The organism is Streptomyces sp. NPDC033270 (genome assembly GCF_055576575.1).
Genome location: NZ_JBVIRA010000005.1, coordinates 225853 through 249892, shown reverse-complemented (window position 1 = coordinate 249892; position 24040 = coordinate 225853). Strand labels below are relative to the sequence as shown.

Genomic DNA, 24040 nt, shown 5'->3' with positions numbered 1-24040 from the left:
CCACCCACCCACGGGAGGGGACAGACCGTAGGACGAAGTCCGTAGGGCTGTCACCGCAGCCGACAAACAACCGCCCGCCGCAGGCGACACGGCGCGAAAGCCAGACAAGTCGGCCGCAGCAAAGCGCAGCGGAGGGGCCCGCCGCAGGCGCAACGGCGAGCAACACGCACGGCGCCGCAGCCGACAACGTGGGAAGCAACCCAGCGTCAGCGGACTAGCGATCGCCAGGATCCAACGGCGGCGCACTCACCCCGCAGTGGTAGGCGCACTCGGGGTGGCACCGCTTCTCCGGGGGCGGCTCAGGACCCCGGAGGACCGCGGGGCGGACCGTCGACCAGGCGATCAGTGCGCCGACCACCAGCACGCCGGCGCACAACGGCATCGCGCGCCGGAACGTCGCGGCGAACTCCTCCGCCGAGCGGTACGCCTCCGGGCCCATGCCCGCCAGCAGCGGCAGCGCGGCCACCGCCATCAGGCCCGCGGCCCGCGCCGCCGCGTTGTTGATACCGCTGGCCAGGCCCGCCCGGTCGACGTCCACCGACGCCAGCACGGTCGCGGTGAGCGGCGCGACCAGCGTCACCATCCCCGCACCGAGCACCACCATCGCGGGCAGCACATCGGCGAAGTACGACGCCTCACGGCCCACCCGCAGCATCAGCAGCATCCCGGCGGCGCAGAGCAGTGGGCCGACGGTCAGCGGGATCCGCGGCCCGATGCGCTCCCCCAGCTCCCCGGAGCGGGCGGACAGCAGCAGCATCAGCACGGTCGTCGGCAGCAGCGCGGTACCCGCCTGCACCGCCGAATAGCCCGCCACGACCTGCAGCTGGAGCACGGAGAGGAAGAAGAACCCGCTGAACGCGGCGTAGACGCACACCGTCACCGCGTTGATGGCGGAGAACGTCCGGATGCGGAAGATCGCGGGCGGCAGCATCGGATCGGCACGGCGCCCTTCGGCACGCACGAAGACGACTCCGAGCAGCACCCCGGCCACCGCGGGCACCAGCACGCCCGGCGCGGCGCCCCGGTCCGGCGCGGCGATCAGCGCATAGGTCACCCCGGCCAGCGCCAGCGCCCCCAGCACCGCGCCCCGTACGTCGAAGCCACCGCGCCCGCGGGCGTCCCGCTCCCGGGTCTCCGGTACGTGCCGCAGCGCGACCGGCACACACACCGCGGCGAGCGGCACGTTCAGGAAGAACACCCAGCGCCAGCCGGGGCCGTCCACCAGCCACCCGCCGACGAACGGGCCGACCGCCGCCGCCACCCCGCCGAGCCCCGACCAGGCGCCGACGCCCCGCGCCCGGTCGTCGGGGTGGAAGACGGCCTGGATCAGCGCCAGCGAGCCGGGCGTGAGCAGCGCCCCGCCGACGCCCTGCAGCGCCCGGGCCGCGATCAGCACCCCGGCGCCCGGCGCGAGGCCGCACAGCAGCGAGGCCGCGGCGAACCAGACCACGCCGATCACGAAGATCCGGCGCCGCCCGTAGCGGTCTCCCAGCGCCCCGCCCAGCAGGATCAGCGAGGAGAGCGTGAGCAGGTACGCGGTCACGGTCCACTGCAGGACCGCCAGATCCGCGTCGAGGTCCTCGCCGATCCGCGGCAGCGCGACATTGACGACCGTGCTGTCGAGCAGCGCCATGCCAGAGCCCAGCACGGCCGTGGTCAGCACCCACCGGCCCTGCGCCGAGGCCAGCCGGACCCCGCCGGGGGCTTGCGACCCACGCCGTTCGCTCATACGGCGAGCTTGCCCGGCGGCCGGCAGCCGCGCACGGCGAAGGCCCCGCACCTCAGGGAGGATGCGGGGCCTTGGAGCCGTACGGGACTACTTGATCTTGGTGCCCGTAGAGCGCAGGTTGGCGCAGGCCTCGGTCACCCGCTTGGCCATACCGGCCTCGGCCAGCTTGCCCCAGCTGCGCGGGTCGTAGGTCTTCTTGTTGCCGACCTCGCCGTCGACCTTCAGCACGCCGTCGTAGTTGCGGAACATGTGGTCCGCGACCGGGCGGGTGAAGGCGTACTGGGTGTCGGTGTCCAGGTTCATCTTGACCACGCCGTTCTCCAGCGCGGTGGCGATCTCCTGCTCGGTGGAGCCGGAGCCGCCGTGGAAGACGAAGTCGAACGGGGCGGCCTGGCCGTACTTGGCGCCGACGCCCTCCTGGAGGTCCTTCAGCAGCTCGGGGCGGAGCACGACGTTGCCCGGCTTGTAGACGCCGTGGACGTTGCCGAAGGAGGCGGCGAGCAGGTAGCGGCCCTTCTCGCCGAGACCGAGCGCCTCGGCCGTACGCAGCGCGTCGTCGACCGTGGTGTACAGCTCGTCGTTGATCTCGTGGGTGACGCCGTCCTCCTCGCCACCGGTCGGGGTGATCTCGACCTCAAGGATGATCTTGGCGGCGGAGGCCTTGGCCAGCAGCTCCTGGCCGATGGCCAGGTTGTCGGCCAGGTTCTCGGCCGAGCCGTCCCACATGTGCGACTGGAACAGCGGGTTCTGGCCCTTGGCCACCCGCTCCGCGGAGATGTCGATCAGCGGACGGACGTACCCGTCCAGCTTGTCCTTGGGGCAGTGGTCGGTGTGCAGCGCGACGGTGATGTCGTACTTGGCCGCGACGACATGCGCGAACTCGGCGAGCGCGACGGCGCCGGTCACCATGTCCTTGTTGTACTGGCCGCCCAGGAACTCCGCACCACCGGTGGAGATCTGGATGATGCCGTCGCTCTCGGCCTCGGCGAAGCCCCGCAGCGCGGCGTGCAGCGTCTGCGTCGACGTGACGTTGATGGCCGGGTAGGCGAACTTGCCTGCCTTCGCCCGGTCCAGCATCTCGTTGTAGACGTCGGGGGTTGCGATGGGCATCTGTCCGCTCCTTGTGTATGCGGGTGTGCGTTCTTGGCCCTGACCAGGCGAGGACTTCGCCGGGCCACATCTTTCCAGACTCGGCCGACTGCTCCACATCGCCCATCCGGCCGTCATGCGAAAGGGGTGCGGTGTTTCACGTGAAACACCGCACCCCTCAGCAAAGGCGCAGGTCAGAGCGGCAGGTACCGGCTCCCACGGCCCTTTGGCAGGCCTCAGCCCAGGCCGAGGTCACCGAGCTGGTAGCCCGTGATATAGGGCAGCCCGGCCTCGGCGATCGCCGAGGCGGCGCCACGGTCGACGATCGTGGCGATCGCGACGACCTCGGCACCCGCCTCGCGCGCCGCCTCGACGGCGGTCAGCGGCGAGCCGCCGGTGGTGGAGGTGTCCTCGACGACCAGCACCCGGCGACCCTTGATGTCCGGGCCCTCGATACGGCGCTGCATACCGTGCGCCTTCTGGGCCTTACGGACGACGAAGGAGTCCAGCCGGCGGCCGCGGGCGGCGGAGGCGTGCAGCATCGAGGTGGCGACCGGATCGGCACCGAGCGTCAGCCCGCCCACCGCGTCGTAATCAAGATCGGCGGTGATGTCCAGCATCAGCTGACCCACCAGCGGCGCGGCCTCGCCGTCCAGGGTGATCCGGCGCAGGTCGATGTAGTAGTCGGCCTCCTTGCCGGAGGAAAGCGTCACCTTGCCGTGCACCACGGCCTTGTCCTTGATCTGCTGCAGCAGCTCGCCGCGCACGTCGTCACTCATGCCCATGAGCTTAGGCGGTGCCCGGGGACAGGCTCCGCCAGCTCCACGTCGTGGAGATCTCCAGGGGGTCGATGGGCGTGACCAGGCGCGGCAGCGTGTTGAGGCCGTTCGGCGGCCCGGACTGCGGCTCGACGCAGACCGCGGCCTCCTGCTCGTCGTAGACCACGACCCACTCGGCGCGGCTGGTGACCCGCAGCTCCAGACGGCCCGGCCAGGTGAGCGTGACATCGACGCCCCGCGGCATGCCGAAGCAGTCGTCCCAGGGCCCCGACTTCGGCACCATCCGCCGCCCGGTCGGGAGGTGGTCGGCGCCCCGCTCCTCCTGCCACTCCGGCGCGAAGTCGAGCCGCACGTCCGCACCGCCCTCGCCCAGATTGCGCAGGAACCAGGGGTGCCAGCCGGCCTGCGCCGGGAAGGAGTCGGCGGCCGCCTCGACGCCCATGGTGAGGGTGAGCGAACCGCCGTCCTCGGCCAGTTCGACGAGCTGGGTGACCTGCCCCGGGTACGGCCACGGAGCAGCCGGGTCCGCGAGGTCGTAGGTGAAGACCGCCTGCGTCGCGCTCGAACGCGCGGTGCGCCAGCGGAGGTTGCGGCCGGTGCCGTGGATGGCGTGCGGTGCGGCGTTGACCGGCATCTGGTGCAGTTCCCCGCCGTTGCGGAACCGGCCGTTCTCGATCCGGCCGCACCATGGGACCATCGGGAAGCAGCCGTAGTGGGAGCCCTGCCGCAGCAGCTCCGTACCGCCGACGCGGAGGCTGCCGATCCGGCAGCCGTTGTCCGGTTGAACGGTCACTTCGGCGGACCCGGCCGCCAGCCGCACGCCCGCTGCCTGCGGCGCGGGCTGAGTGGGGTTGTCGGTGCTCACGGTCCGACCCTCCCATGTTTCGCTGCGCTCGGCCTGCTTCCCACGTTGTCGGCTGCGGCGCCGTGTTTCTTCTCGCCGTTGCGCCTGCGGCGGGCGTTTGTCTGTCGGCTGCGGTGACAGCCCTACGGACTCCGTCCTACGGTCTGTCCCCTCCCGTGAGTGGGTGGGAAGACGGGCCCGGTGGGGGCACACCTGATCCGTCGACTACCGGCACACGAACGCCGACGTTCACCCCCACCGGTCTCCTTCCCCCACCCACGGGAGGGGGCGGACCGCAGGACGGAGTCCGGAGGGCCGCACCCGCTGCCGAAAACGCCCCGCGCAGCGGCACCAGCCCGCCGCAGGCGAACCAAGCGAAACCCCCACGGCGGGAAAGCCGACAACGTGGGAAGCAGCAAGGCGCAGCCGACAACGTGGGAAAAACTAGCCGCGCCGCCGCCTCAGTACGCGCCCCACCACCACCGCCGACGCCAAAACAACCGCCGCGGCCGGGGCCGCCCACCGCAGGGTCGCCGAGGTGCTGTTCGTCTCGGGTGCGGGCACCGGTGCGTAGCGTCCGCGGGGCGGAGCGTGGTCGACCTCCTCCGCGCTGCGCCCGATCATCGTCCGGCGGGCGTGCGCGGCCTCCGCGGGGGCGGCGCCGTCCGCGTCCTCGCCGTAGGCGTGCTCGGGGTGCGCGTCCTGCGCCGCGCCCTCCGCGGCCGGGTCGTCCGTCCCGGCCAGGTCGTCCGCCGCCCCGATCTCGTCCTCGTCGGTGAGCGGATCGAGGGAGGGCGGTGGCACCTCGGTGTCGAACACGCTGTGCCGGTCGGAGTCGTCGGCGTCGGCCACCGGCCGCTGCCGCAGATCCGCCGCCAGGTTCTCCGCGAAGCGGTCCAGCAGCCGACGGCCCGCGGATCGGGCGGCCTGGTCGCTGGCCTCGGCGAGCCGGCCGTCGCTGTGCAGCGTGCCGGCGCAGGCCAGGGTCGTGCCGGGGCCGGGCTCGGTGGCCGGGGAGAGGCGTACGGCCAGCGTCAGCACGACCGCGCCGTCGCCGCGCGCCTCGGTGCCCTTCGCCTCCACGGTCACCGTGGCGGGCGCGCCGTCCTCGCCGGATCTGTCGTCCGCGGCGTCGCTGACCGTCAGCGTGCCGCGGTAGGTGATGGTGGAGCTTCCGATGCGCAGCCGCAGCCGGCCCTCGGGGCAGTGCGGGGCCGCGTCGGCGTCGAGCTGGACTCCCGGGACACAGCGCGCCACCCGCTCCGGCTCGGTGAGCGCCTGCCGCACGGTCCCGACGGGAAACGGAACGTACACCTCATGCTCCATGACATGGGAGCCTAATTCCTTCTCCGGCGCCGAGGGGACCCCTTGGCGGGTGTGGGCGCTGTTCGCGTCGGGACCGCCCGCGCCCGGGCCCGCCGTCCGCCCTTCGCCCGCACGCACGGTGGCCCGTCGCATCAGTCCAGATACCGCGGGTGCATCAGCGTCGACGCCGGCAGTCCGGACATCCTGGCCCGGGCCGCCCCGCTCCGGCCGGCCAGCAGCTCGTCGACGGTCAGACCCCCCAGACGCGGCGCATCGGACGCGCGCACGAACCGCGGGGGGCGCCGAGCGGCCAGTACGAAGCCCCAGTACCGCGGCCCGCCGGGCGACGGTACGGCGGTGGGTGCCTCAACGGCCGCCGACCGGGCCGGTCCCCCCAGCCGGTCCGGGCCGCCGGAGACGTCCGCGGGCCGGCCCGGCAGGCGGTACGGGACGGTCGCCAGGCCCACCGACCGCACCGTCGTCTCCACCGTCCAGTACGACCGCGCCCGCGTGCTCGGCGCCCCGGCGTGCACCACCAGCCGCCCGTCGCGGGCCAGCATCCGCGCCGCCAGGCCGTAGAACTCCTGGGAGTAGAGCTTGGTGCTGGCGGTGATCCCGGGATCGGGGAGATCGGAGACGATGACGTCGTACGGCTCCGGGGGCCGGCCGTGCGCACCGTGCCGCCGCAGCCAGTCGAAGGCGTCGGCGGTGACCACATGCACCCGCGGATCGTCCAGCGAGTGCTGGTTGAGGCGCGAGAGCCCGGGGTCCGTGCGCGCCAACCCCACGACACCGGGGTCGAGTTCGACGACGGTCACCGAGCGGACCCCGCCATGGCGGAGGATCTCGCGCACCGCCAGGCCGTCGCCGCCGCCCAGGACCAGCACCCGGGCGTGCGGTCCCCCCGCCAGCGCCGGATGCACCAGCGCTTCGTGGTAGCGGAACTCGGTGTCCGCGCTGACCCGCAACCGCCCGTCCAGATACAGCTCCAGCGGCTGGCCGGAACCTTTCCTCCCGCGCCCCGCACCGACGACGGGCCCCGTGCCACCGGTCATCACCACTTCCTGGACGCCGGTCTGCACCGCGACCCGCGCCGACGAGCCGTACACCGCCCGCCGGGCGGCGCGTTCGAACGGCGTGGCCAGAAGCACCCCCGCGGCCAGCAGCGCGAGCACCAGGACGTTGATGCCGAACAGCGCCCAGCGGGCGCGGGCGGTCAGATCGCGCCGGAACAGCCACAGCACCAGCACGCCACCGGCCGCCGCGTTGACCGCACCGGTGACCAGCGCGCCGGTCAGCTGGCCCAGGTTCGGCAGGAGCAGAAAGGGAAAGGCCAGTCCGCCGACGAGCGCACCGACGTAGTCCGCGGCGAACAGGTCGGCGACCGCGCCGCCCGCGTCCTGCCGGCGGACCCGCTGGATCAGCGTCATCAGCAGCGGCACCTCGGCGCCGATCAGCACGCCGATGGCCAAGGAGAAGCCGACGAGCGCGGAGCGGGACTGGCCGTACCAGGCGAAGCAGGCGTAGAGCGCCATCGCCGAGCAGCCGCCGACCAGCGCGAGGCCGGCCTCGACCGCGCCGAAGCCGACCGCCGCCCGGCAGCGCATCCGCTTGGCGAGCAGCGCGCCGACGCCCATCGCGAAGACCATGACGGACAGGACGACCGAGGCCTGGGTGACCGAGTCGCCGACCAAGTACGTCGCCAGGGCGACCAGTTCGAGTTCGTAGACCAGGCCGCAGGCGGCGCAGACGAAGACCACGGCGAGGACCAGCAGCCTGCCGAGCCCGGCCGGCACGGGCAGTCGCGCCGGTGTCATGGCCTCCGGCGGCCCGAGGGCGCCGGCAAAAGCGGACTCTGGCGGGTCGATCATGAAATGAACGCTACGTGACGATTCGCCGCCTCTAGGTCACCCACACGAGTGCACTCTGCGGGCTACACGCGTCAGTTGGGGCGACGTCGATGCGCGGCGCAGATCGACGCTCCCGCGCCGCACGCCCGGCGCACACCACGCCGCACGCGCCCCAGCGCACCTCAGGGCCCGGGGCGCACACTCCCGACGCCCGCCACACCCCCTCGCCCCCGACTCGCCTGCGACCGCCGGCGGCTCTAGACCGCCGCGACCGCCGCGCGTACGCCCACGCGGGTACGGGTGGCCACCAGGCGGCCCTCCTGCGGATACGCGTGCCAGGTCCGCCAGCGCACCTGCCCCTGCTGGCACTGCGCCAGCATCGCGGTGAAGGCGTGCGGCGAGCCGGGGAACGTACCGGCCAGACCGTGCGGATGCTCGGCGACCAGCGCGAGCAGTTCCTGCGCGCGGCCCGCGAACGAGCCGCGCGAGAGCGTCTCCACATGCGCGGCGAACTCGTACTCCCAGTCACCCAGGCGCTTCGCCACACCGAGCGGCAGCGGAGTGCTGCTGCCCGGCATACAGGCGACCGTCTCGGAACAGGTGCCGTGCTCCTCTTCGAGAAGCACCTGATGAGAGGCGCCCAGCAGTCTCAACTGCACCTGCGCGCCGTGGAGTTGGAGGTCGAGCACGGCGAGGGCCGGCAGGGGTTCCCTGCCCAGCGCCCAGGCCAGGTCGGATGCACGGGTATCGGTGTACGCCGTCGTCAAAGTGGTGAGCATGGGTCGGCTCCGCAAGCACGCAGTGGAATGGTGGGCCGGCCTGCCCGAGAAGGATCAGGGATGCACGTCTGCCCGCCGGCTCGTGCCCACGTGGGATCGGAGAACGTGGGGGATTCTCTATGAAGAGGGAATCATGAAAGCCCGGTCGCCCAACAGTCTTTTTACCCATCTTCGCCGGGTTTCCATCCCCTAGAGGGCCATGCAGTTCAACTGTTCAACATCCTTACGACCAGCGGGTGTTGGCCCCTTCGTCAACACCCGCCGGGCGCATATGCGAAGGGGCAAGAGCCACCCGCATGTGTGCAGCTGAACGAGCCCTTCGGCCGGTCCGATCGGCGCCGTACGGAGGTGCCGCGCCCGACTCAGCAACCCCCGCCGCCGCCACCACCGCAGCCGCCGCCACCACCGCCGCCACCGCAGGAGGAGGAGCCACCGCCACAGGAGGAGCCGCCGCCGCACGAGTGGCCGTGGTGCCCGCCGTGGTGCCCGCCGCTCGAACCCGCTCCGCCGGCGGCCCACCAGCTGCCGCTGCTGCTACTGCTCGACTTGCGGTAGCCGCTCCCGCCCCGCCCGCCGGCGCCGCCGCGCGAGGCCAGGGCCACCAGCCCGATCACCACCGCGCAGATCACCAGGAAGACCACGATTCCCATCTGCCTCACACTCCCTTTCCGTCCCCCGAAGCGTGGGGCACCTCCCACGCCCTCAGGCAGTGGGGGCACATCGCTCCGTCCGGCGCCCCGTGCGCCGCTCGCGGCGCCGTCCGCGCCGCCGGCCGTCCGCGTCGACGGCCGTCACAGTCCTGTACGCGGGGCTGATGCCCGGGCCCGGGAGTCTCAAAGCACAGTTGAGGAAGTCCAGAGGTTCGGCGGAGGATGGCGCGCATGGACCGACCGCTGCTCAATCGCCGCCTCGCCGAATTCGGCACCACGATCTTCGCCGAAATGTCAGCACTCGCCCTACGGACCGGCTCCATCAACCTCGGCCAGGGGTTCCCCGACGCCGACGGTCCCGAGGAGGTCAGAGAGGCAGCGGTCCGTGCCCTGCGCGACGGCCGCGGTAACCAGTACCCGCCCGGCCCCGGTATCCCCGAACTGCGCACCGCCGTCGCCGCCCACCAGGAGCGCTTCTACGGCCACCTCGGCCTGGCCTACGACCCCGACACCGAGGTCCTGGTCACCGCCGGCGCGACCGAGGCCATCGCGGCCTCGCTGCTCGCCCTGCTGGAGCCGGGCGACGAGGTCATCGCGCTGGAGCCGTACTACGACTCCTACGCCGCCTGCATCGCGATGGCCGGCGGCCGGCGCGTACCGGTGACCCTGCACGCCGATCCGGAGTCCGCGACCTACCGCCTCGACCTGGACGAGCTGCGCGACGCCGTCACCGATGACACCCGCCTCATCCTCCTCAACACTCCCCACAACCCCACCGGTACGGTCCTGACCCGCGCCGAACTCACGGCCATCGCCGAGCTGGCGGTGGAGCGCGACCTCCTCGTCATCACCGACGAGGTCTACGAACACCTCGTCTTCGAGGGCGAGCACCTGCCCCTGGCGTCCTTCCCCGGGATGCGCGACCGCACCGTCACCATCGGCTCGGCCGGCAAGACCTTCTCCTTCACCGGCTGGAAGGTCGGCTGGGTCACGGCGGCGCCCGAGCTGGTGAGCGCGGTCCGCTCCGCCAAGCAGTTCCTCACCTTCGTCTCCGCCGGCCCCTTCCAGTACGCCGTGGCCGAGGCCCTCGCCCTGCCCGACAGCTACTACACCGGCCTGCGCGACGATCTGCGCGCCAAGCGCGACATCCTGGCGACCGGCCTCGCCGACGCCGGCTTCCAGGTCTTCCGCCCCTCGGGCACGTACTTCATCACCACCGACATCCGCCCCCTCGGCGCTGAGCTGTCCAAAGAGGGGGACGGCTTCGCCTTCTGCCGCGCCCTGCCCGAACGCGCCGGCGTCGTCGCCATCCCCAACGCCGTCTTCTACGACCACAAGGACCAGGGCGCACCGTACGTCCGCTTCGCCTTCTGCAAGAGCGTCGATCTACTGCAGGAGGCGGCGGGACGGCTGAAGCGGCTCTGAGGGTCCGTCGACGCCCCTCCTCCGGGCCCTCGCACACAGACGAAGGCCCCGGAGCCGACAGCTCCGGGGCCTTCGCAGCCGGGTGGGTGTGGGACGGACGGGGCTCAGGCCTCGTCGTCACCCGGCTTGTCGTCGGAGTCGCCTTCGATCTCGGCCTCCAGGCCGAGCTGCTCGACGATCCACTTGTCGAATTCGATCGAGGCGCGGACCCAGCTGACCGTGCTCGACACAAAGTGTTCGAGCGAGACGCCGGTGCCGATCAGCATCGATGCCTCACCGATCAGACGGACCGTGCCGTCGTCATGGGTGTGGGTGTAGGCCTTGGGCCACAGCGTCCGGCGGTTCCAGTCGTCGATCGCCTCCAGCAGCTTCGACTTCTCGTCGATGCCGTGGGCACGGTCGTAGAACGTACGGACGGAGAAGATCTGCTGCTCCTCCTCGCCCCGGAACATGAAGTACGTGCGGAACTGCTCCCACGGGGCGGCGAGGTCACCCTCCTCGTCGACTACGTACTTCAGCTCCATCTGGTCGAGGAGCTGCTTGACCAGGTCCTGGTCTGGCACGACGGGACCATCAGGCCCCGACGGCTCGGGTTCGGGCTGGCCCCCGAAATTCGGAATCGAGGACGGGTCGATGCTCACCGTGGAATTCCCTTCGTATGGTCCTTGCCATCCTCCCCCACATCCGCCCCGTCCTGGCAAGCCCGGAGGGGCCGGTACGGGCAAGGTGTCGCTCAAGGCAACGATCCGGCGGCACGATCAGGCACCCGGGCCGGTCCGCCGGACCGGCCGGGGAGCCGTCCTCGCAGCTCAGGCCGCCCCTTCTCGCACCGGCAGCACCGACAGCCGATCACCGTCGACATCCACCCGCACGATGTCCCCGTCCAGCACGTCACCCGCCAGGATGGCGCGCGCGAGCTGGTCGCCGATGGCCGTCTGGACCAGGCGGCGCAGGGGGCGCGCGCCGTAGGACATGTCGGGGGCGGGCGCGCCGTCGACCGGCTCCTGGCCGAGCCAGGCGAGCCAGGTCAGGGCGCGGTCGGTGACGTCCAGCGTCAGCCGGCGCTCGCCCAGACGGCGCTGGAGGTGGTCGAGCTGGAGCCGGGCGATCCGCTGCAGCTGGTCCGTGCCGAGCGGGTGGAAGACCACCACGTCGTCGAGCCGGTTGAGGAACTCGGGCCGGAACGAGGAGCGGACCGTCTCCAGCACCTTCTCCCGCTTCTCGTCCTCCTTCAGCAGCGGGTCCATCAGGAAGGCGGAGCCGAGGTTGGAGGTCAGGATCAGGATGGTGTTGCGGAAGTCGACCGTGCGGCCCTGGCCGTCGGTGAGCCGTCCGTCGTCGAGCACCTGGAGCAGGATGTCGAAGACCTCGTGATGGGCCTTCTCCACCTCGTCCAGGAGGATGACGGAGTACGGGCGGCGGCGTACGGCCTCGGTGAGCTGGCCGCCCTCCTCGTAGCCGACGTAACCGGGCGGCGCGCCCACCAGGCGGGCGACGGAGTGCTTCTCGCCGTACTCCGACATGTCGATCCGGACCATCGCCCGCTCGTCGTCGAAGAGGAAGTCCGCGAGCGCCTTGGCCAGCTCGGTCTTGCCGACACCGGTCGGCCCGAGGAAGAGGAACGAGCCGGTGGGGCGGTCCGGGTCGGCGATCCCGGCGCGGGTGCGCCGCACCGCGTCGGAGACCGCCCGTACGGCCTCGGCCTGGCCGATCAGCCGCTTGCCGAGCTCGTCCTCCATGCGCAGCAGCTTCTGGGTCTCGCCCTCCAGCAGACGGCCCGCCGGGATGCCGGTCCAGGAGCCGACCACATCGGCGATGTCGTCCGGACCGACCTCCTCCTTGACCATGGACTCCTTGGACGCCTCCTGCTCGGCCTCGGCGGCGGCCGCCGCCTCGAGCTCCTGCTCGACGGCCGGGATCTCGCCGTAGAGCAGCTTGGAGGCGGTGTCGAAGTCACCGTCGCGCTGGGCGCGCTCGGACTGGCCGCGCAGGTCGTCGAGCTTCTCCTTCAGCTCACCGACCCGGTTGAGGCCCTGCTTCTCCTTCTCCCAGCGGGCGGTCAGGCCGCGCAGCTCCTCCTCCTTGTCGGCGAGGTCCTTGCGCAGCTTCTCCAGCCGCTGGACGGAGCCGGCGTCGGTCTCGTTCTTGAGCGCCAGCTCCTCCATCTTCAGGCGGTCGACGGCGCGCTGCAGCTCGTCGATCTCCACGGGCGAGGAGTCGATCTCCATACGGAGCCGCGAGGCCGCCTCGTCGACGAGGTCGATGGCCTTGTCGGGCAGGAAGCGGGAGGTGATGTAGCGGTCGGAGAGGGTGGCGGCGGCGACCAGCGCGGAGTCGGCGATCTGCACCTTGTGGTGCGCCTCGTAGCGGCCCTTGAGACCGCGCAGGATGGCCACGGTGTCCTCGACGGTCGGCTCGGCGACCAGCACCTGCTGGAAGCGCCGCTCCAGCGCCGGGTCCTTCTCGATCCGCTCGCGGTACTCGTCGAGCGTCGTGGCACCGACCATCCGCAGCTCGCCGCGGGCCAGCATCGGCTTGAGCATGTTGCCGGCGTCCATGGCCGAGTCGCCGCCGGCGCCCGCGCCGACGACCGTGTGCAGCTCGTCGATGAAGGTGATGATCTGGCCCTCGCTGGACTTGATCTCCGCCAGGACGGTCTTCAGCCGCTCCTCGAACTCACCGCGGTACTTCGCGCCCGCGACCATCGCCCCCAGGTCGAGCGCGACCAGCCGCTTGTTGCGCAGCGACTCGGGCACATCGCCCTTGACGATCCGCTGGGCCAGACCCTCGACGACGGCGGTCTTGCCGACGCCCGGCTCGCCGATCAGCACCGGGTTGTTCTTCGTCCGGCGGGAGAGCACCTGCACCACCCGGCGGATCTCGTGGTCCCGGCCGATGACCGGGTCGAGCTTGCCCTCGCGGGCGGCCGCCGTGAAGTCCGTACCGAACTTCTCCAGCGCCTTGTACGTGCCCTCCGGGTCGGCGTTGGTCACCCGCTGCCCGCCGCGGCTGGCCTCGAAGGCGGCCAGCAGCTTCTTGGCGGAGGCGCCCTGCTGCTCCAGCAGCTCACCGGTGCGGCCGCCCTTGGCGGCGATCCCGATCAGCAGATGCTCGGTCGAGACATAGGCGTCGCCCAGCTCCTTGGCCCGCTGGGTCGCGTCCGCGATCGCGGTGAGCAGCTCGCGGTCCGGCTGCGGCGGGGCGACCGTCGAGCCCTGCACGCTGGGCAGCGCGGCGAGCTGGCGCTCGGCGCCGTTGCGCAGCACGGCGGCGTCCGCCTCGACGGCGGCCAGCAGGTCCATGATGTTCTCGTTGTCCTGCCCGGCCAGCAGCGCCAGCAGGAGATGCGCGGACGTCATGTCCGCATGCCCGGCGGTGATCGCCCGGTCATTGGCGGCGCTCAGCGCCTCCCGGCTCTTGTTGGTCAGCTCGGCGTCCACGGCCCGGTGTCCTCCCTGTGTGCGTGCTGTTCCGATGCTTCTGCTTGCAGGTACTAACGTGCAATAAGTTGAGTCTATTCCACTCAAGCCTCCACTCAAGGCTCACCCCTGCGGGGGAATCGCCTCCGAATATGCCTCCGTCACTGGCTTCACCCGGCGACGCTGGCCTTCGACCACAAGGAGGTGCAGCATGACGGCTATGGCAGAAGCGCCGACGCCCACCAGTGAAGAAACCCTCCTGGACTACTTCCTCGCCCTGGAGCCTCCCGAGGGCTTCCGGGCCGAGCTGATCGAGGGTGAGCTTGTTATGACGCCGCCGCCGGACAACGGCCATGAGCGATGTTTCAGCAAGATCGTCAAGCAGGTCCTGGGCAAGTCCCACACCGACATGGACGTGTCCGGCAACAAGGGAATCGCGCTGTCACCCGGCGGCCTGTACCCCAAGAACTACGTGATCCCGGATGCCACCTTCGCACCCAGCGCCGCGGATCTCTTCGGCCTACCAGGAAACTGGGTTCCCAGCGACGCCGTCGCCCTGGTTGTCGAGGTGACCTCCAGCAAGCCCGACCGGGACCGCGTCATCAAACGCGACGCCTACGCCCGGGCGAACATCCCGCTGTACCTCCTCGTTGATCGCGAGAAGTCCACGGTCACGCTGTTCGGCGAACCGCAGGACGGGGACTATCGCGAGCTCCACCGCGTCCCCTTCGGCAAACCCCTCCCCCTCCCCGCCCCCTTCTCCTTCGACCTGGACACCACCGACTTCCTCTGAGCGGGCCGGGCCTACCCTTGCCCCCATGGCCCACGACCTCTCCGCCCTCACCCCCGAGTACCTCGCCTTCTGGGGCGAGTACCTGATGCCGACGCTCACCACGCTGCGTACGGACGGGACGCCGCACGTCGTCCCCGTGGGCGTCACCTACGACGCCGGGCAGCGGATCGCGCGGGTCATCACCCGCAAGGACAGCACCAAGGTCAAGAACATCCTCGCCGCCGGAGCGGACGGCGCGACCGTCGCCGTGTGCCAGGTCGACAAGGGGCGCTGGGCGACCCTGGAGGGCGTCGCGCGGGTGCGTACGGACGCCGAGACGGTGGCCGACGCGGTGCGCAGGTACGCCGAACGGTACGGGCGGACGCCGTCGCCGAACCCCGATCGAGTCATGATCGAGATCGCGGTGACCCGGGCGATGGGGCGGGCCTGAGAGCCGGTACCCGCACGGCGCGCACACCCCGGGCCGGACCTGGCCGAAAACACACCCTCCACAGCAGGCGACAACTGCCCAACTGGTACTCAGGTACGACAGGAAACCGAACAGCTCCGCGCAATGAACGGGCGGGATCGGACCTGTCCCGTGCAGGAGACGGCAGCTGGAGGCCGCATGGCGTCGGCATTAGGCATCGTGACGACCGTTCCGCGCCCACCGCGCCCCGCCCCACCGAGACCGCACGCCGAGCTCTGCCCGCGCTGCGGTGGCCAACTCGCCGTGAACCAGGACGGCTGGAAGATCTGCCACGCCTGCGGTTACGCCTCGCCGCCCGGCACAGCCCCTCCACCACGGGCCGCCCTCGGGGGTATCGTCGCCCCCACAGTCGCCACGCCCCGGAGGGCACGATGAACTCGGTCCGAGTCACGGCGATCGCCTGCCTGATGCCGCTGTCCGAGCTGGACGAGGATCCGTTCCTGGTCGACGACCGCAGCCAGCACGACATGTGCCAACAGTGGGCGGCGGCCCGTGACTACCACCTGACCTGCCAGCTCAGCCTCTATCAGCTGCGTGCCGACCACCGCGCGCTGTGGCGGGACGTCGAAGAGGGCCTGGTCGATGTGTTCGTCACGCCCAACCGCCGGGCGCTGGAGAACGCCGTCGACGGCGCCGACGAGTTCTCCGCACGGTGCGCGGCGGCCGGCGTACGGCTGGAGACCGCCGACCTCGACGAGCCGGTCTACACGCTGGCGATGAAGTCGCAGGTGCACCGGCGGCTGTCGATGCCGACGGCCGGGTACAACGGCTGCTGACCGGCCCGGCGCACGGGGAAGCACACTCACGGAGATGACAAAAAGGGCCGGGATCACCCGGCCCTTTTCGCCACGTAGACGCGCGGCGCGCCCCGCCGTCCGCTACTCGGACCGCTTGGGCCGCCACACCACCAGCGCACTGGTCTGCTGGACGTCCTGATACGGCACCAGGTCACGCCGGTAGGAGGCGTGCACCGCCGCCTCCCGCTGGCGCATCGCGCTGGCCGCGCCCTCCAGGGCGCCCTGCAGCTCGACGATCCGCTGCTGCAGGGCCGCGACCTGGTTCTCCAGCTCGATGATGCGCTTGATACCGGCGAGGTTGATGCCCTCGTCCTGGGACAACTGCTGCACCGTACGGAGCAGTTCGATGTCCCGGGCCGAATAGCGGCGGCCCCGCCCGGCCGTGCGGTCCGGCGAGACCAGACCCAGCCGGTCGTACTGCCGCAGGGTCTGCGGATGCAGGCCGGAGAGCTGAGCCGCGACGGAGATGACGTACACCGGCGACTCATCGGTCAGTTCATACGGATTACGACGCTGCCCGCCCCGGCTGTCCATCTCAGTCTCCCTTCGCGGCCTGGAACAGCTCCGCCCGCGGGTCGTGGCCCGCGGTCGCCTCGCGATAGGACTCCAGCGCTTCCTTCGCCTTGTCGCCGAGGTCCTCGGGGACGAGCACCTCTATGGTGACCAGCAGATCACCGCGGGTGCCGTCCTTACGGGCCGCGCCCTTGCCGCGGGCCCGCATCGTGCGTCCGTTGGGGGTGCCGGCCGGCAGCTTCAGCGTGACCGGCGGGCCGCCCAGCGTCGGCACCTTCACCTCGCCGCCGAGCGCGGCCTCCGGGAAGGTCACCGGCACCGTGACGGTGAGGTTGTCGCCCTTGCGTCCGAAGACCGGGTGGGCGCCGACATGCACGACGACATACAGATCGCCGGCCGGGCCGCCCTGCTCGCCCGGGGCGCCCTTGCCGCGCAGCCGGATGCGCTGCCCGTCGGAGACGCCCGCGGGGATGCGGACCTGCATCGTGCGGGCGCTCGTCGCGCGTCCGCTGCCCTTGCAGACCTCGCAGGCGTCCTGGGCGATCAGGCCCCGGCCCTTGCAGTCGGCGCACGGGTCGGTCAGCGAGAAGCCGCCGCCCGCGCCCCGGCTGACCTGGCCGGTGCCGACACAGGTCGGGCAGACCCGAGGAGTACCGTTTTTGTCGCCGGTCCCCGAACACGCCTTGCAGGGCGCCTGGCTGGACATCCGCAGCGGAACCGTGGCCCCGTCGACCGCCTCGGTGAAGCTGAGCGTCACCTCGGACTCGATGTCCTGGCCGCGCCGCGGCTGGGTACGCGTACCCGCGCCGCCACGGTTGAACAGGCCGCCGAAGACGTCCCCGAGGCCGCCACCGAAGCCCCCGGCCCCGCCGGCCCCGCCCGAGCCCCCGAAGAGGTCGCCCAGGTCGAAGTTGAAGCTGCCGCCGCCCCCGCCGGGGCCGGGGCGGAAGCCGCCGTTGCCGAACAGCGCCCGGGCCTCGTCGTACTCCTTGCGGCGCTTGGCGTCGCCCAGGACGTCGTTGGCCTCGGAGATCGCCTTGAAGCGCTCCTCGGCCTTGGCGTCGCCCTTGTTGGCGTCCGGGTGGTTCTCGCGGGCGAGCTTCCGGTACGCCTTCTTGATCTCCGCGTCGGTGGCGTCCTTGGGGACGCCGAGGACCTTGTAGTAGTCCTTCTCGACGAAGTCCTTGGTGCTCATCCCCGACGTCCCTCCTTTCCTGCGGTTTTCTCGTTGGTCCTCACGTCAGCCCTCGTCCGGGCCACCGCTCTCCTCGTCCGAGGCCTTGGCCTCGTCCTCGGATCCGGACTTGGCGCTCTGCGCGCCCGGCTGCGGCTCGGCGACGGCGACCCGCGCGGGGCGGATCGTTCGCTCACCGATGCGATACCCGGGCTGCAGGATCGCAACGCACGTCGTCTCGGTGACATCCGGCGCGTACGAGTGCATCAGCGCCTCGTGGATCGTCGGGTCGAAGGGCTCGCCCTCCTTGCCGAACTGCTGCAGACCGAGCTTGGCGACCACGGTCTCCAGCGATTCGGCCACCGACTTGAAGCCGCCGACCAGTTCACCGTGCTCGCGGGCGCGGCCGACGTCGTCGAGCACGGGCAGGAGCTCGGACAGGAGGTTCGCCGCGGCGATCTCCTTGACCGTGACCCGGTCCCGCTCGACCCGGCGGCGGTAGTTCTGGTACTCCGCCTGGAGCCGCTGGAGGTCCGCCGTGCGCTCGTTGAGCGCGGTGCGCACCTGGTCCAGCTGCGCCTGGAGCGCTACGTCCTGTACGTCCCCGGCCGGGGCCGAGCCCGCCTTGTCGGCGGACTCGGCCTCCTGCGCCGCGTCTTCGGGAGCGGCGTCAGAGGGGACGTCAGGCTTCTCTTCGAAACCCGGGGTCTCCTCCGTCACGCGGCACCGTCCTTCTTGGGCTTCTCGTCGTCGACGATCTCGGCGTCCACGACATCGTCCTCGGCCTTGGCCTGCTCGGCACCCGGAGCGGCACCCTCGGCACCGGCAGCGCCCTGCGCGGCCTGGGCGTCGGCGTACATGGCCTGGCCGAGCTTCTGGGAGACGGCCGCGACCTTCTCGGTGGCGGTGCGGATCTCCGCGGTGTCCTCGCCCTTGAGCTTCTCCTTCAGCTCGGCGACGGCGGTCTCGACCTCGGTCTTGACCTCACCGGGGACCTTGTCCTCGTTGTCCTTGAGGAACTTCTCGGTCTGGTAGACCAGCTGCTCGCCCTGGTTGCGGGTCTCGGCGGCCTCGCGGCGGCGGTGGTCCTCGTCCGCGTACTGCTCGGCCTCCTGGCGCATCCGGTCGACCTCGTCCTTCGGCAGCGAGGAGCCGCCGGTGACGGTCATCTTCTGCTCCTTGCCCGTGCCCAGGTCCTTCGCGGTCACGTGCATGATGCCGTTGGCGTCGATGTCGAAGGAGACCTCGATCTGCGGGACGCCGCGCGGGGCCGGCGGCAGACCCGTCAGCTCGAACATCCCGAGCTTCTTGTTGTACGCCGCGATCTCGCGCTCGCCCTGGTAGACCTGGATCTGCACGGAGGGCTGGTTGTCCTCGGCGGTGGTGAAGATCTCCGAGCGCTTGGTCGGGATCGTCGTGTTCCGCTCGATGAGCTTGGTCATGATGCCGCCCTTGGTCTCGATACCGAGGGACAGCGGGGTGACGTCCAGCAGCAGGACGTCCTTGACCTCGCCCTTGAGGACACCGGCCTGCAGCGTGGCGCCGATGGCGACGACCTCGTCGGGGTTGACGCCCTTGTTGGCGTCCTTGCCGCCGGTCAGCTCCTTGACGAGCTCGGCGACGGCCGGCATACGGGTCGAGCCACCGACCAGGACCACGTGGTCGATCTCGGACAGCTGGATGCCGGCGTCCTTGATGACGTTGTGGAACGGGGTCTTGCAGCGGTCGAGCAGGTCCGCGGTCAGCTGCTGGAACTGCGAGCGGGTGAGCTTCTCGTCCAGGTGCAGCGGGCCCTCGGCGGAGGCGGTGATGTAGGGAAGGTTGATCGTCGTCTCGGTCGAGGACGACAGCTCGATCTTCGCCTTCTCAGCGGCCTCGCGCAGACGCTGCAGCGCCATCTTGTCCTTGGCCAGGTCGACGCCGTGGCCGTTGGCGAACTGCTTGACCAGGTAGTCGACGACGCGCTGGTCCCAGTCGTCACCACCGAGGTGGTTGTCACCGTTGGTGGCCTTCACCTCGACGACGCCGTCGCCGATCTCCAGCAGCGAGACGTCGAAGGTGCCGCCACCGAGGTCGAAGACCAGAATGGTCTGGTCGTCCTTCTCCAGGCCGTAGGCCAGGGCGGCCGCGGTGGGCTCGTTGACGATGCGCAGGACGTTGAGGCCCGCGATCTCACCGGCCTCCTTGGTGGCCTGGCGCTCGGAGTCGTTGAAGTAGGCCGGAACGGTGATGACCGCGTCGACGACCTTCTCGCCCAGGTACGCCTCGGCATCCCGCTTGAGCTTCTGCAGGATGAAGGCGCTCATCTGCTGCGGGTTGAAGTCCTTGCCGTCGATGTTGATCTTCCAGTCGGTGCCCATGTGGCGCTTGACCGACCGGATGGTCCTGTCGACGTTGGTAACCGCCTGGCGCTTCGCGACCTCGCCGACCAGCACCTCGCCGTTCTTGGCGAAGGCGACAACGGACGGCGTGGTCCTGGCGCCCTCGGCGTTGGTGATGACGGTGGGCTCACCGCCCTCGAGAACACTGACGACGGAGTTCGTCGTACCCAGGTCGATGCCGACCGCACGTGCCATTTCGATTCCTCCAGCTGACTTGAGTGGAACAGGCTCAAGAGTGCAACACCAAGAAAAACCTGTCAACAGACCTGAGCGTGAGCCACTCAACTTTTATGTCGCCCTTATCGTCACCCGGCCGCCACCGAAGACGCCGGGCCGCCGCACAGGGTTGCCTTCGCGACACAGATCACCGGCCGGGCGGCTTCATGGCACCCGGGAGAATGGGTAACCTCAGCCGCAGAACTAAAAAGTTACCGCTTAGTAGTTACCGCTCAGCTTTCTCAGTCTTCCGCTCTCGCAGGTTCGAGGAGCCCGTCATGCAACTCGCCGCGATCATCGTGTCGCTGGTCCTAATCGCGGTCGGCGTAGCGCTGTTCGGCCGCGCCATCCTGCAGATCTACCGCTTCATGCGGCTAGGCCAGCCCGTACCCGCAGGCACCCGCACCGACGATCCCACACAGCGCACCGTCACGGTGGTCAAGGAGTTCCTCGGCCACACCCGGATGAACCGCTGGGGCATCGTCGGCGTGGCGCACTGGTTCGTGGCGGTGGGCTTCTTCTCGCTCCTGCTGACGATCGTCAACGCCATCGGGCAGCTCTTCAAGGCCGACTGGCTCCTGCCGATCATCGGTGAGTGGGCGCCGTACAACGTCTTCGTCGAGTTCCTCGGCACGATGACGGCGCTGGGCATCCTGACGCTCATCGTGATCCGGCAGCTGAACCGGCCGGACAAGCCGGGCCGCAAGTCCCGCTTCGCGGGCTCCAACATCGGCCAGGCGTACTTCGTCGAGGCCGTGATCCTCATCGTCGGCGTCTGCATCTTCATGCTGCACGCGCTCGAAGGCGCCCAGCACCACGTGGACGGCTACGAGGCCTCGTTCTTCATCTCGTACCCGGTCGTCTCGTGGCTGGAGGGGATGGACGTCTCCACGCTCCAGAACCTCACCTACTTCTTCGCCGGTCTGAAGATCGCGACCTCCTTCATCTGGATGATCACGGTCGCCCTGAAGACCGACATGGGTGTTGCCTGGCACCGCTTCCTGGCCTTCCCCAACATCTGGTTCAAGCGCGAGGCCTCCGGCGACGTGGCCCTGGGCGCGCTGCCGCCGATGACCAGCCGGGGCAAGCCGATCGACTTCGAGGACCCGGGCGAGGACGACCAGTTCGGCGTCTCGCAGATCGAGCACTTCTCCTGGAAGGGCATCCTCGACTTCTCCACGTGCACCGAGTGCGGCCGCTGCCAGTCGCAGTGCCCCGCCTGGAACACCGGCAAGCCGCTCTCCCCGAAGCTGTTGATCATGTCGCTGCGCGACCACGCGCACGCCAAGGCCCCCTACCTCCTGGCCGGCGGCGGCAAGGACATGGAGGGCACGGAGCAGGCCACCGAGGAGCAGCTCAAGGACGTGCCCGCGTCGGCGCTGGCCGAGGCCGAGCGCCCGCTGATCGGGACGCTGGAGGAGAACGGCGTCATCGACCCGGACGTGCTGTGGTCCTGCACCACCTGCGGCGCCTGCGTCGAGCAGTGCCCGGTCGACATCGAGCACGTCGACCACATCGTCGACATGCGCCGCTACCAGGTCATGATCGAGTCCTCGTTCCCGTCCGAGGCGGGCACGATGCTCAAGAACCTGGAGAAGAAGGGCAACCCCTGGGGCCTGGCCAAGAAGCAGCGCCTCGCCTGGACCAAGGAGGTCGACTTCGAGATCCCGGTCGTCGGCAAGGACGTCGAGGACCTCACCGAGGTCGACTACCTGTACTGGGTCGGCTGCGCGGGCGCCCTGGAGGACCGGGCGAAGAAGACCACCAAGGCCTTCGCCGAGCTGCTGCACATCGCGGGCGTGAAGTTCGCGATCATGGGTGGCGACGAGGCGTGCACCGGTGACTCGGCCCGCCGCCTGGGCAACGAGTTCCTCTTCCAGCAGCTCGGTCAGCAGAACGTCGAGATGCTGAACACGGCCTTCGGCGAGGACTCGGAGGACGAGTCGACGAAGAAGCCGAAGTCCAAGAAGAAGATCGTCGCCACCTGCCCGCACTGCTTCAACACCATCGCGAACGAGTACCCCCAGCTGGGCGGCGAGTTCGAGGTCATCCACCACACGCAGCTGCTGCAGCACCTCATCGACGAGGGCAAGCTCATCCCCGTCACCCCGGTCGAGGGGCTCATCACCTACCACGACCCCTGCTACCTGGGCCGCCACAACAAGGTCTACACCCCGCCGCGCGAGATCATCGCCAAGGTGCCGGGCCTGCGGAACGAGGAGATGCACCGCCACAAGGAGCGCGGCTTCTGCTGCGGCGCCGGTGGTGCCCGCATGTGGATGGAGGAGCGCATCGGCAAGCGCATCAACAACGAGCGCGTCGACGAGGCCCTCTCCCTCAACCCCGACATCGTCTCGACGGCCTGCCCGTTCTGCCTCGTGATGCTGACCGACTCGGTCAACGGCAAGAAGAACGACGGCAAGGCGAAGGAGTCGATCCAGGTCGTCGACGTCGCCCAGCTGCTGCTGGACTCCGTCAAGACCCCCATCGATCCGGCGGGTGACGAGGAGTCGGAGACGGCTCCGGAGCCCGAGCCGGTGAAGTAGCGGCGCCCGTAGGAGCGTTGACCGACGGCCGGTCCCCCAGAGGTTCGAGGGGGACCGGCCGTCGGCGTATCCCGGGAGTGCGCCGCACCGGCATCGGCAGCCTCCTCGTGACCGCCGGCCCCGCGGCCCCGGCGCCGCCCCCTCCGGGCTCCCCCTAGGGGATGTCACAGCTCCGCAGCAAACCCGGGCCCGGAGCCCGGCTCGGCCACCTGTTCCGCGCGGACCAGGTACTTTCGAAGGCGTGGCTGGATTCAGGATGGGTCGCGGACGGGATGCCCGCCCCGCGCAGAACGGACAGCAGGGGCAGCAGGCCCCGTACGGACAGCAAGGACCGTACGGGCAGCAGCCCCCACCACCGCATGGGCAGTGGCAGCAGGCACCGCAGCAGTACGGCGGCGGCCCGCAGGGACGGCCGCAGGGGCAGTACGGCGAGCCGGAGTACTTCGGCGACGGCGGCTACGAGCCCCAGCAGCAGTCCTACGCGCCGTACGCCCAGGACAACAACCCGGGTGCCACCCGGCAGTTCAGCATCGGCGAGGCCCCCGACTACGGCGACCACCCCGACCAGTACGGCGACGGCGAGTACGCGGCCGGCGGCACCTACCGCGCCGGCCAGACCTCCGCGCCGCCCGCCGGCCCCCGGCTGCACTGGAAGCAGCTGCTGCCCGGCATCGTGCTGCGCCCCGACGCCACGTTCTGGCAGATGCGGGACCACCAGGTCTGGGCCCCGGCGCTGATCGTCACCTTCGTCTACGGCCTGCTGGCGGTCTTCGGCTTCGACAAGGCCCGCGAGGACGTGCTGAACGCCACGCTCTCCAACAGCATCCCCTGGGTGCTGATCACGGCTGTGATGTTCATCATCGGCAGCCTGATCCTGGGCGCGGTCACCCACACCATGGCCCGCCAGCTCGGCGGCGACGGCGCCTGGCAGCCGAGCATCGGCCTGTCCATGCTGATCATGACGATCCCGGACGCGCCCCGCCTGCTGTTCGCGATGTTCCTCGGCGGCGACTCCACCCTGGTCCAGGTCCTGGGCTGGCTGACCTGGCTCGCGACCGGCTATCTGCTGACGTCGATGGTCAGCAGGTCGCACGACCTGCCGTGGCCCAAGGCCCTGGGCGCCTCCGCCATCCAGCTGGTGGCGCTGCTGGCCCTGGTCAAGCTCGGCACGCTGTAGGCCCGACCCGGCCACGTCAGGGGCCCGGGGGGGGGGGGGAGGGGGGGGGGGGGGGCGCCTTTTGCGGCCCTAGGGTGCCCCAGAAGGATTCCCGTTCGACTACCC

The 24040-nt window shown here is 70.5% G+C and carries 20 protein-coding genes; 6 read left to right on the top strand and 14 right to left on the bottom strand.

All coding sequences use genetic code 11. The features are described from left to right. Positions 1–214 precede the first annotated feature (214 nt). The 8 genes from ACZ5XZ_RS11050 to ACZ5XZ_RS11015 form a co-directional block, all read right to left on the bottom strand. Entirely contained in the window at positions 215–1729 is a 1515-nt protein-coding gene (locus ACZ5XZ_RS11050; protein WP_468976450.1) for an MFS transporter, read from the bottom strand. Between the two features lie 87 nt (positions 1730–1816). Continuing rightward, positions 1817–2839 (bottom strand): class II fructose-bisphosphate aldolase, encoded by a 1023-nt coding sequence (gene fbaA, locus ACZ5XZ_RS11045; protein WP_468976448.1) that lies wholly within the window; start codon positions 2837–2839, stop codon positions 1817–1819. A 215-nt stretch (positions 2840–3054) separates the two neighbouring features. Further along, positions 3055–3597, bottom strand: coding sequence for an orotate phosphoribosyltransferase (pyrE, locus tag ACZ5XZ_RS11040; protein ID WP_468976446.1), 543 nt, complete (start codon positions 3595–3597; stop codon positions 3055–3057). A gap of 10 nt (positions 3598–3607) precedes the next feature. Beyond that, a complete protein-coding gene (locus ACZ5XZ_RS11035; protein ID WP_468976444.1) occupies positions 3608–4462 on the bottom strand; it encodes an aldose epimerase family protein in 855 nt (284 codons plus the stop codon). Between the two features lie 423 nt (positions 4463–4885). After that, positions 4886–5767, bottom strand: coding sequence for an SRPBCC domain-containing protein (locus tag ACZ5XZ_RS11030; RefSeq protein ID WP_468976443.1), 882 nt, complete (start codon positions 5765–5767; stop codon positions 4886–4888). A 131-nt stretch (positions 5768–5898) separates the two neighbouring features. Continuing rightward, positions 5899–7617, bottom strand: a complete 1719-nt coding sequence (locus ACZ5XZ_RS11025) for a polyamine aminopropyltransferase (RefSeq protein ID WP_468976440.1) — start codon at positions 7615–7617, stop codon at positions 5899–5901. 236 nt (positions 7618–7853) lie between these two features. Next, positions 7854–8375, bottom strand: a complete 522-nt coding sequence (locus ACZ5XZ_RS11020; protein ID WP_384424008.1) for a DUF2617 family protein — start codon at positions 8373–8375, stop codon at positions 7854–7856. 362 nt (positions 8376–8737) lie between these two features. Next, positions 8738–9025 (bottom strand): hypothetical protein, encoded by a 288-nt coding sequence (locus tag ACZ5XZ_RS11015; RefSeq protein ID WP_468976438.1) that lies wholly within the window; start codon positions 9023–9025, stop codon positions 8738–8740. A gap of 231 nt (positions 9026–9256) precedes the next feature. On the opposite strand from ACZ5XZ_RS11015, the gene ACZ5XZ_RS11010 reads away from it, so the two are divergent. After that, entirely contained in the window at positions 9257–10450 is a 1194-nt protein-coding gene (locus ACZ5XZ_RS11010; RefSeq protein WP_468976436.1) for a pyridoxal phosphate-dependent aminotransferase, read from the top strand. Between the two features lie 104 nt (positions 10451–10554). Here the strand turns inward: ACZ5XZ_RS11010 and ACZ5XZ_RS11005 are convergent, their stop codons facing one another. Beyond that, positions 10555–11091 carry a YbjN domain-containing protein gene (locus tag ACZ5XZ_RS11005; RefSeq protein ID WP_384424011.1) on the bottom strand — a complete coding sequence of 179 codons (537 nt, stop codon included), beginning with the start codon at positions 11089–11091 and terminating at the stop codon, positions 10555–10557. Positions 11092–11259: 168 nt separating this feature from the next. Beyond that, a complete protein-coding gene (gene clpB / locus ACZ5XZ_RS11000) occupies positions 11260–13890 on the bottom strand; it encodes an ATP-dependent chaperone ClpB (protein ID WP_468976434.1) in 2631 nt (876 codons plus the stop codon). Between the two features lie 190 nt (positions 13891–14080). On the opposite strand from clpB, the gene ACZ5XZ_RS10995 reads away from it, so the two are divergent. From ACZ5XZ_RS10995 to ACZ5XZ_RS10985, 3 genes are all read left to right on the top strand, one after another. Continuing rightward, positions 14081–14662 carry a Uma2 family endonuclease gene (locus ACZ5XZ_RS10995; protein WP_468976432.1) on the top strand — a complete coding sequence of 194 codons (582 nt, stop codon included), beginning with the start codon at positions 14081–14083 and terminating at the stop codon, positions 14660–14662. Between the two features lie 25 nt (positions 14663–14687). Then, positions 14688–15092, top strand: a complete 405-nt coding sequence (locus tag ACZ5XZ_RS10990; RefSeq protein ID WP_468976429.1) for a pyridoxamine 5'-phosphate oxidase family protein — start codon at positions 14688–14690, stop codon at positions 15090–15092. 410 nt (positions 15093–15502) lie between these two features. Further along, on the top strand, positions 15503–15907 hold the full coding sequence (locus tag ACZ5XZ_RS10985; RefSeq protein ID WP_468976426.1) for a hypothetical protein: 405 nt from the start codon (positions 15503–15505) through the stop codon (positions 15905–15907). 102 nt (positions 15908–16009) lie between these two features. On the opposite strand, the gene ACZ5XZ_RS10980 is transcribed toward ACZ5XZ_RS10985, so the two are convergent. Genes ACZ5XZ_RS10980 through dnaK form a run of 4 tightly spaced genes read right to left on the bottom strand, consistent with a single transcriptional unit; the run spans position 16010 to position 20191 of the window. After that, positions 16010–16462: a heat shock protein transcriptional repressor HspR gene (locus tag ACZ5XZ_RS10980; protein ID WP_468976423.1), complete on the bottom strand. Its 453-nt coding sequence runs from the start codon at positions 16460–16462 to the stop codon at positions 16010–16012. A gap of 1 nt (position 16463) precedes the next feature. Continuing rightward, positions 16464–17636: a molecular chaperone DnaJ gene (gene dnaJ / locus ACZ5XZ_RS10975; RefSeq protein ID WP_468976420.1), complete on the bottom strand. Its 1173-nt coding sequence runs from the start codon at positions 17634–17636 to the stop codon at positions 16464–16466. 45 nt (positions 17637–17681) lie between these two features. Then, a complete protein-coding gene (gene grpE / locus ACZ5XZ_RS10970) occupies positions 17682–18335 on the bottom strand; it encodes a nucleotide exchange factor GrpE (protein ID WP_384424018.1) in 654 nt (217 codons plus the stop codon). After that, entirely contained in the window at positions 18332–20191 is a 1860-nt protein-coding gene (gene dnaK / locus ACZ5XZ_RS10965; RefSeq protein ID WP_399146061.1) for a molecular chaperone DnaK, read from the bottom strand. Before dnaK ends, grpE begins: the two co-directional genes overlap by 4 nt. Positions 20192–20490: 299 nt before the next feature. Here dnaK and ACZ5XZ_RS10960 point away from each other — a divergent pair, with 299 nt between their 5' ends. Continuing rightward, on the top strand, positions 20491–22758 hold the full coding sequence (locus ACZ5XZ_RS10960) for a (Fe-S)-binding protein (protein WP_468976417.1): 2268 nt from the start codon (positions 20491–20493) through the stop codon (positions 22756–22758). A 256-nt stretch (positions 22759–23014) separates the two neighbouring features. After that, complete coding sequence (locus ACZ5XZ_RS10955) at positions 23015–23935, top strand: Yip1 family protein (protein ID WP_468976627.1); 921 nt, start codon at positions 23015–23017, stop codon at positions 23933–23935. Positions 23936–24040 lie beyond the last annotated feature (105 nt).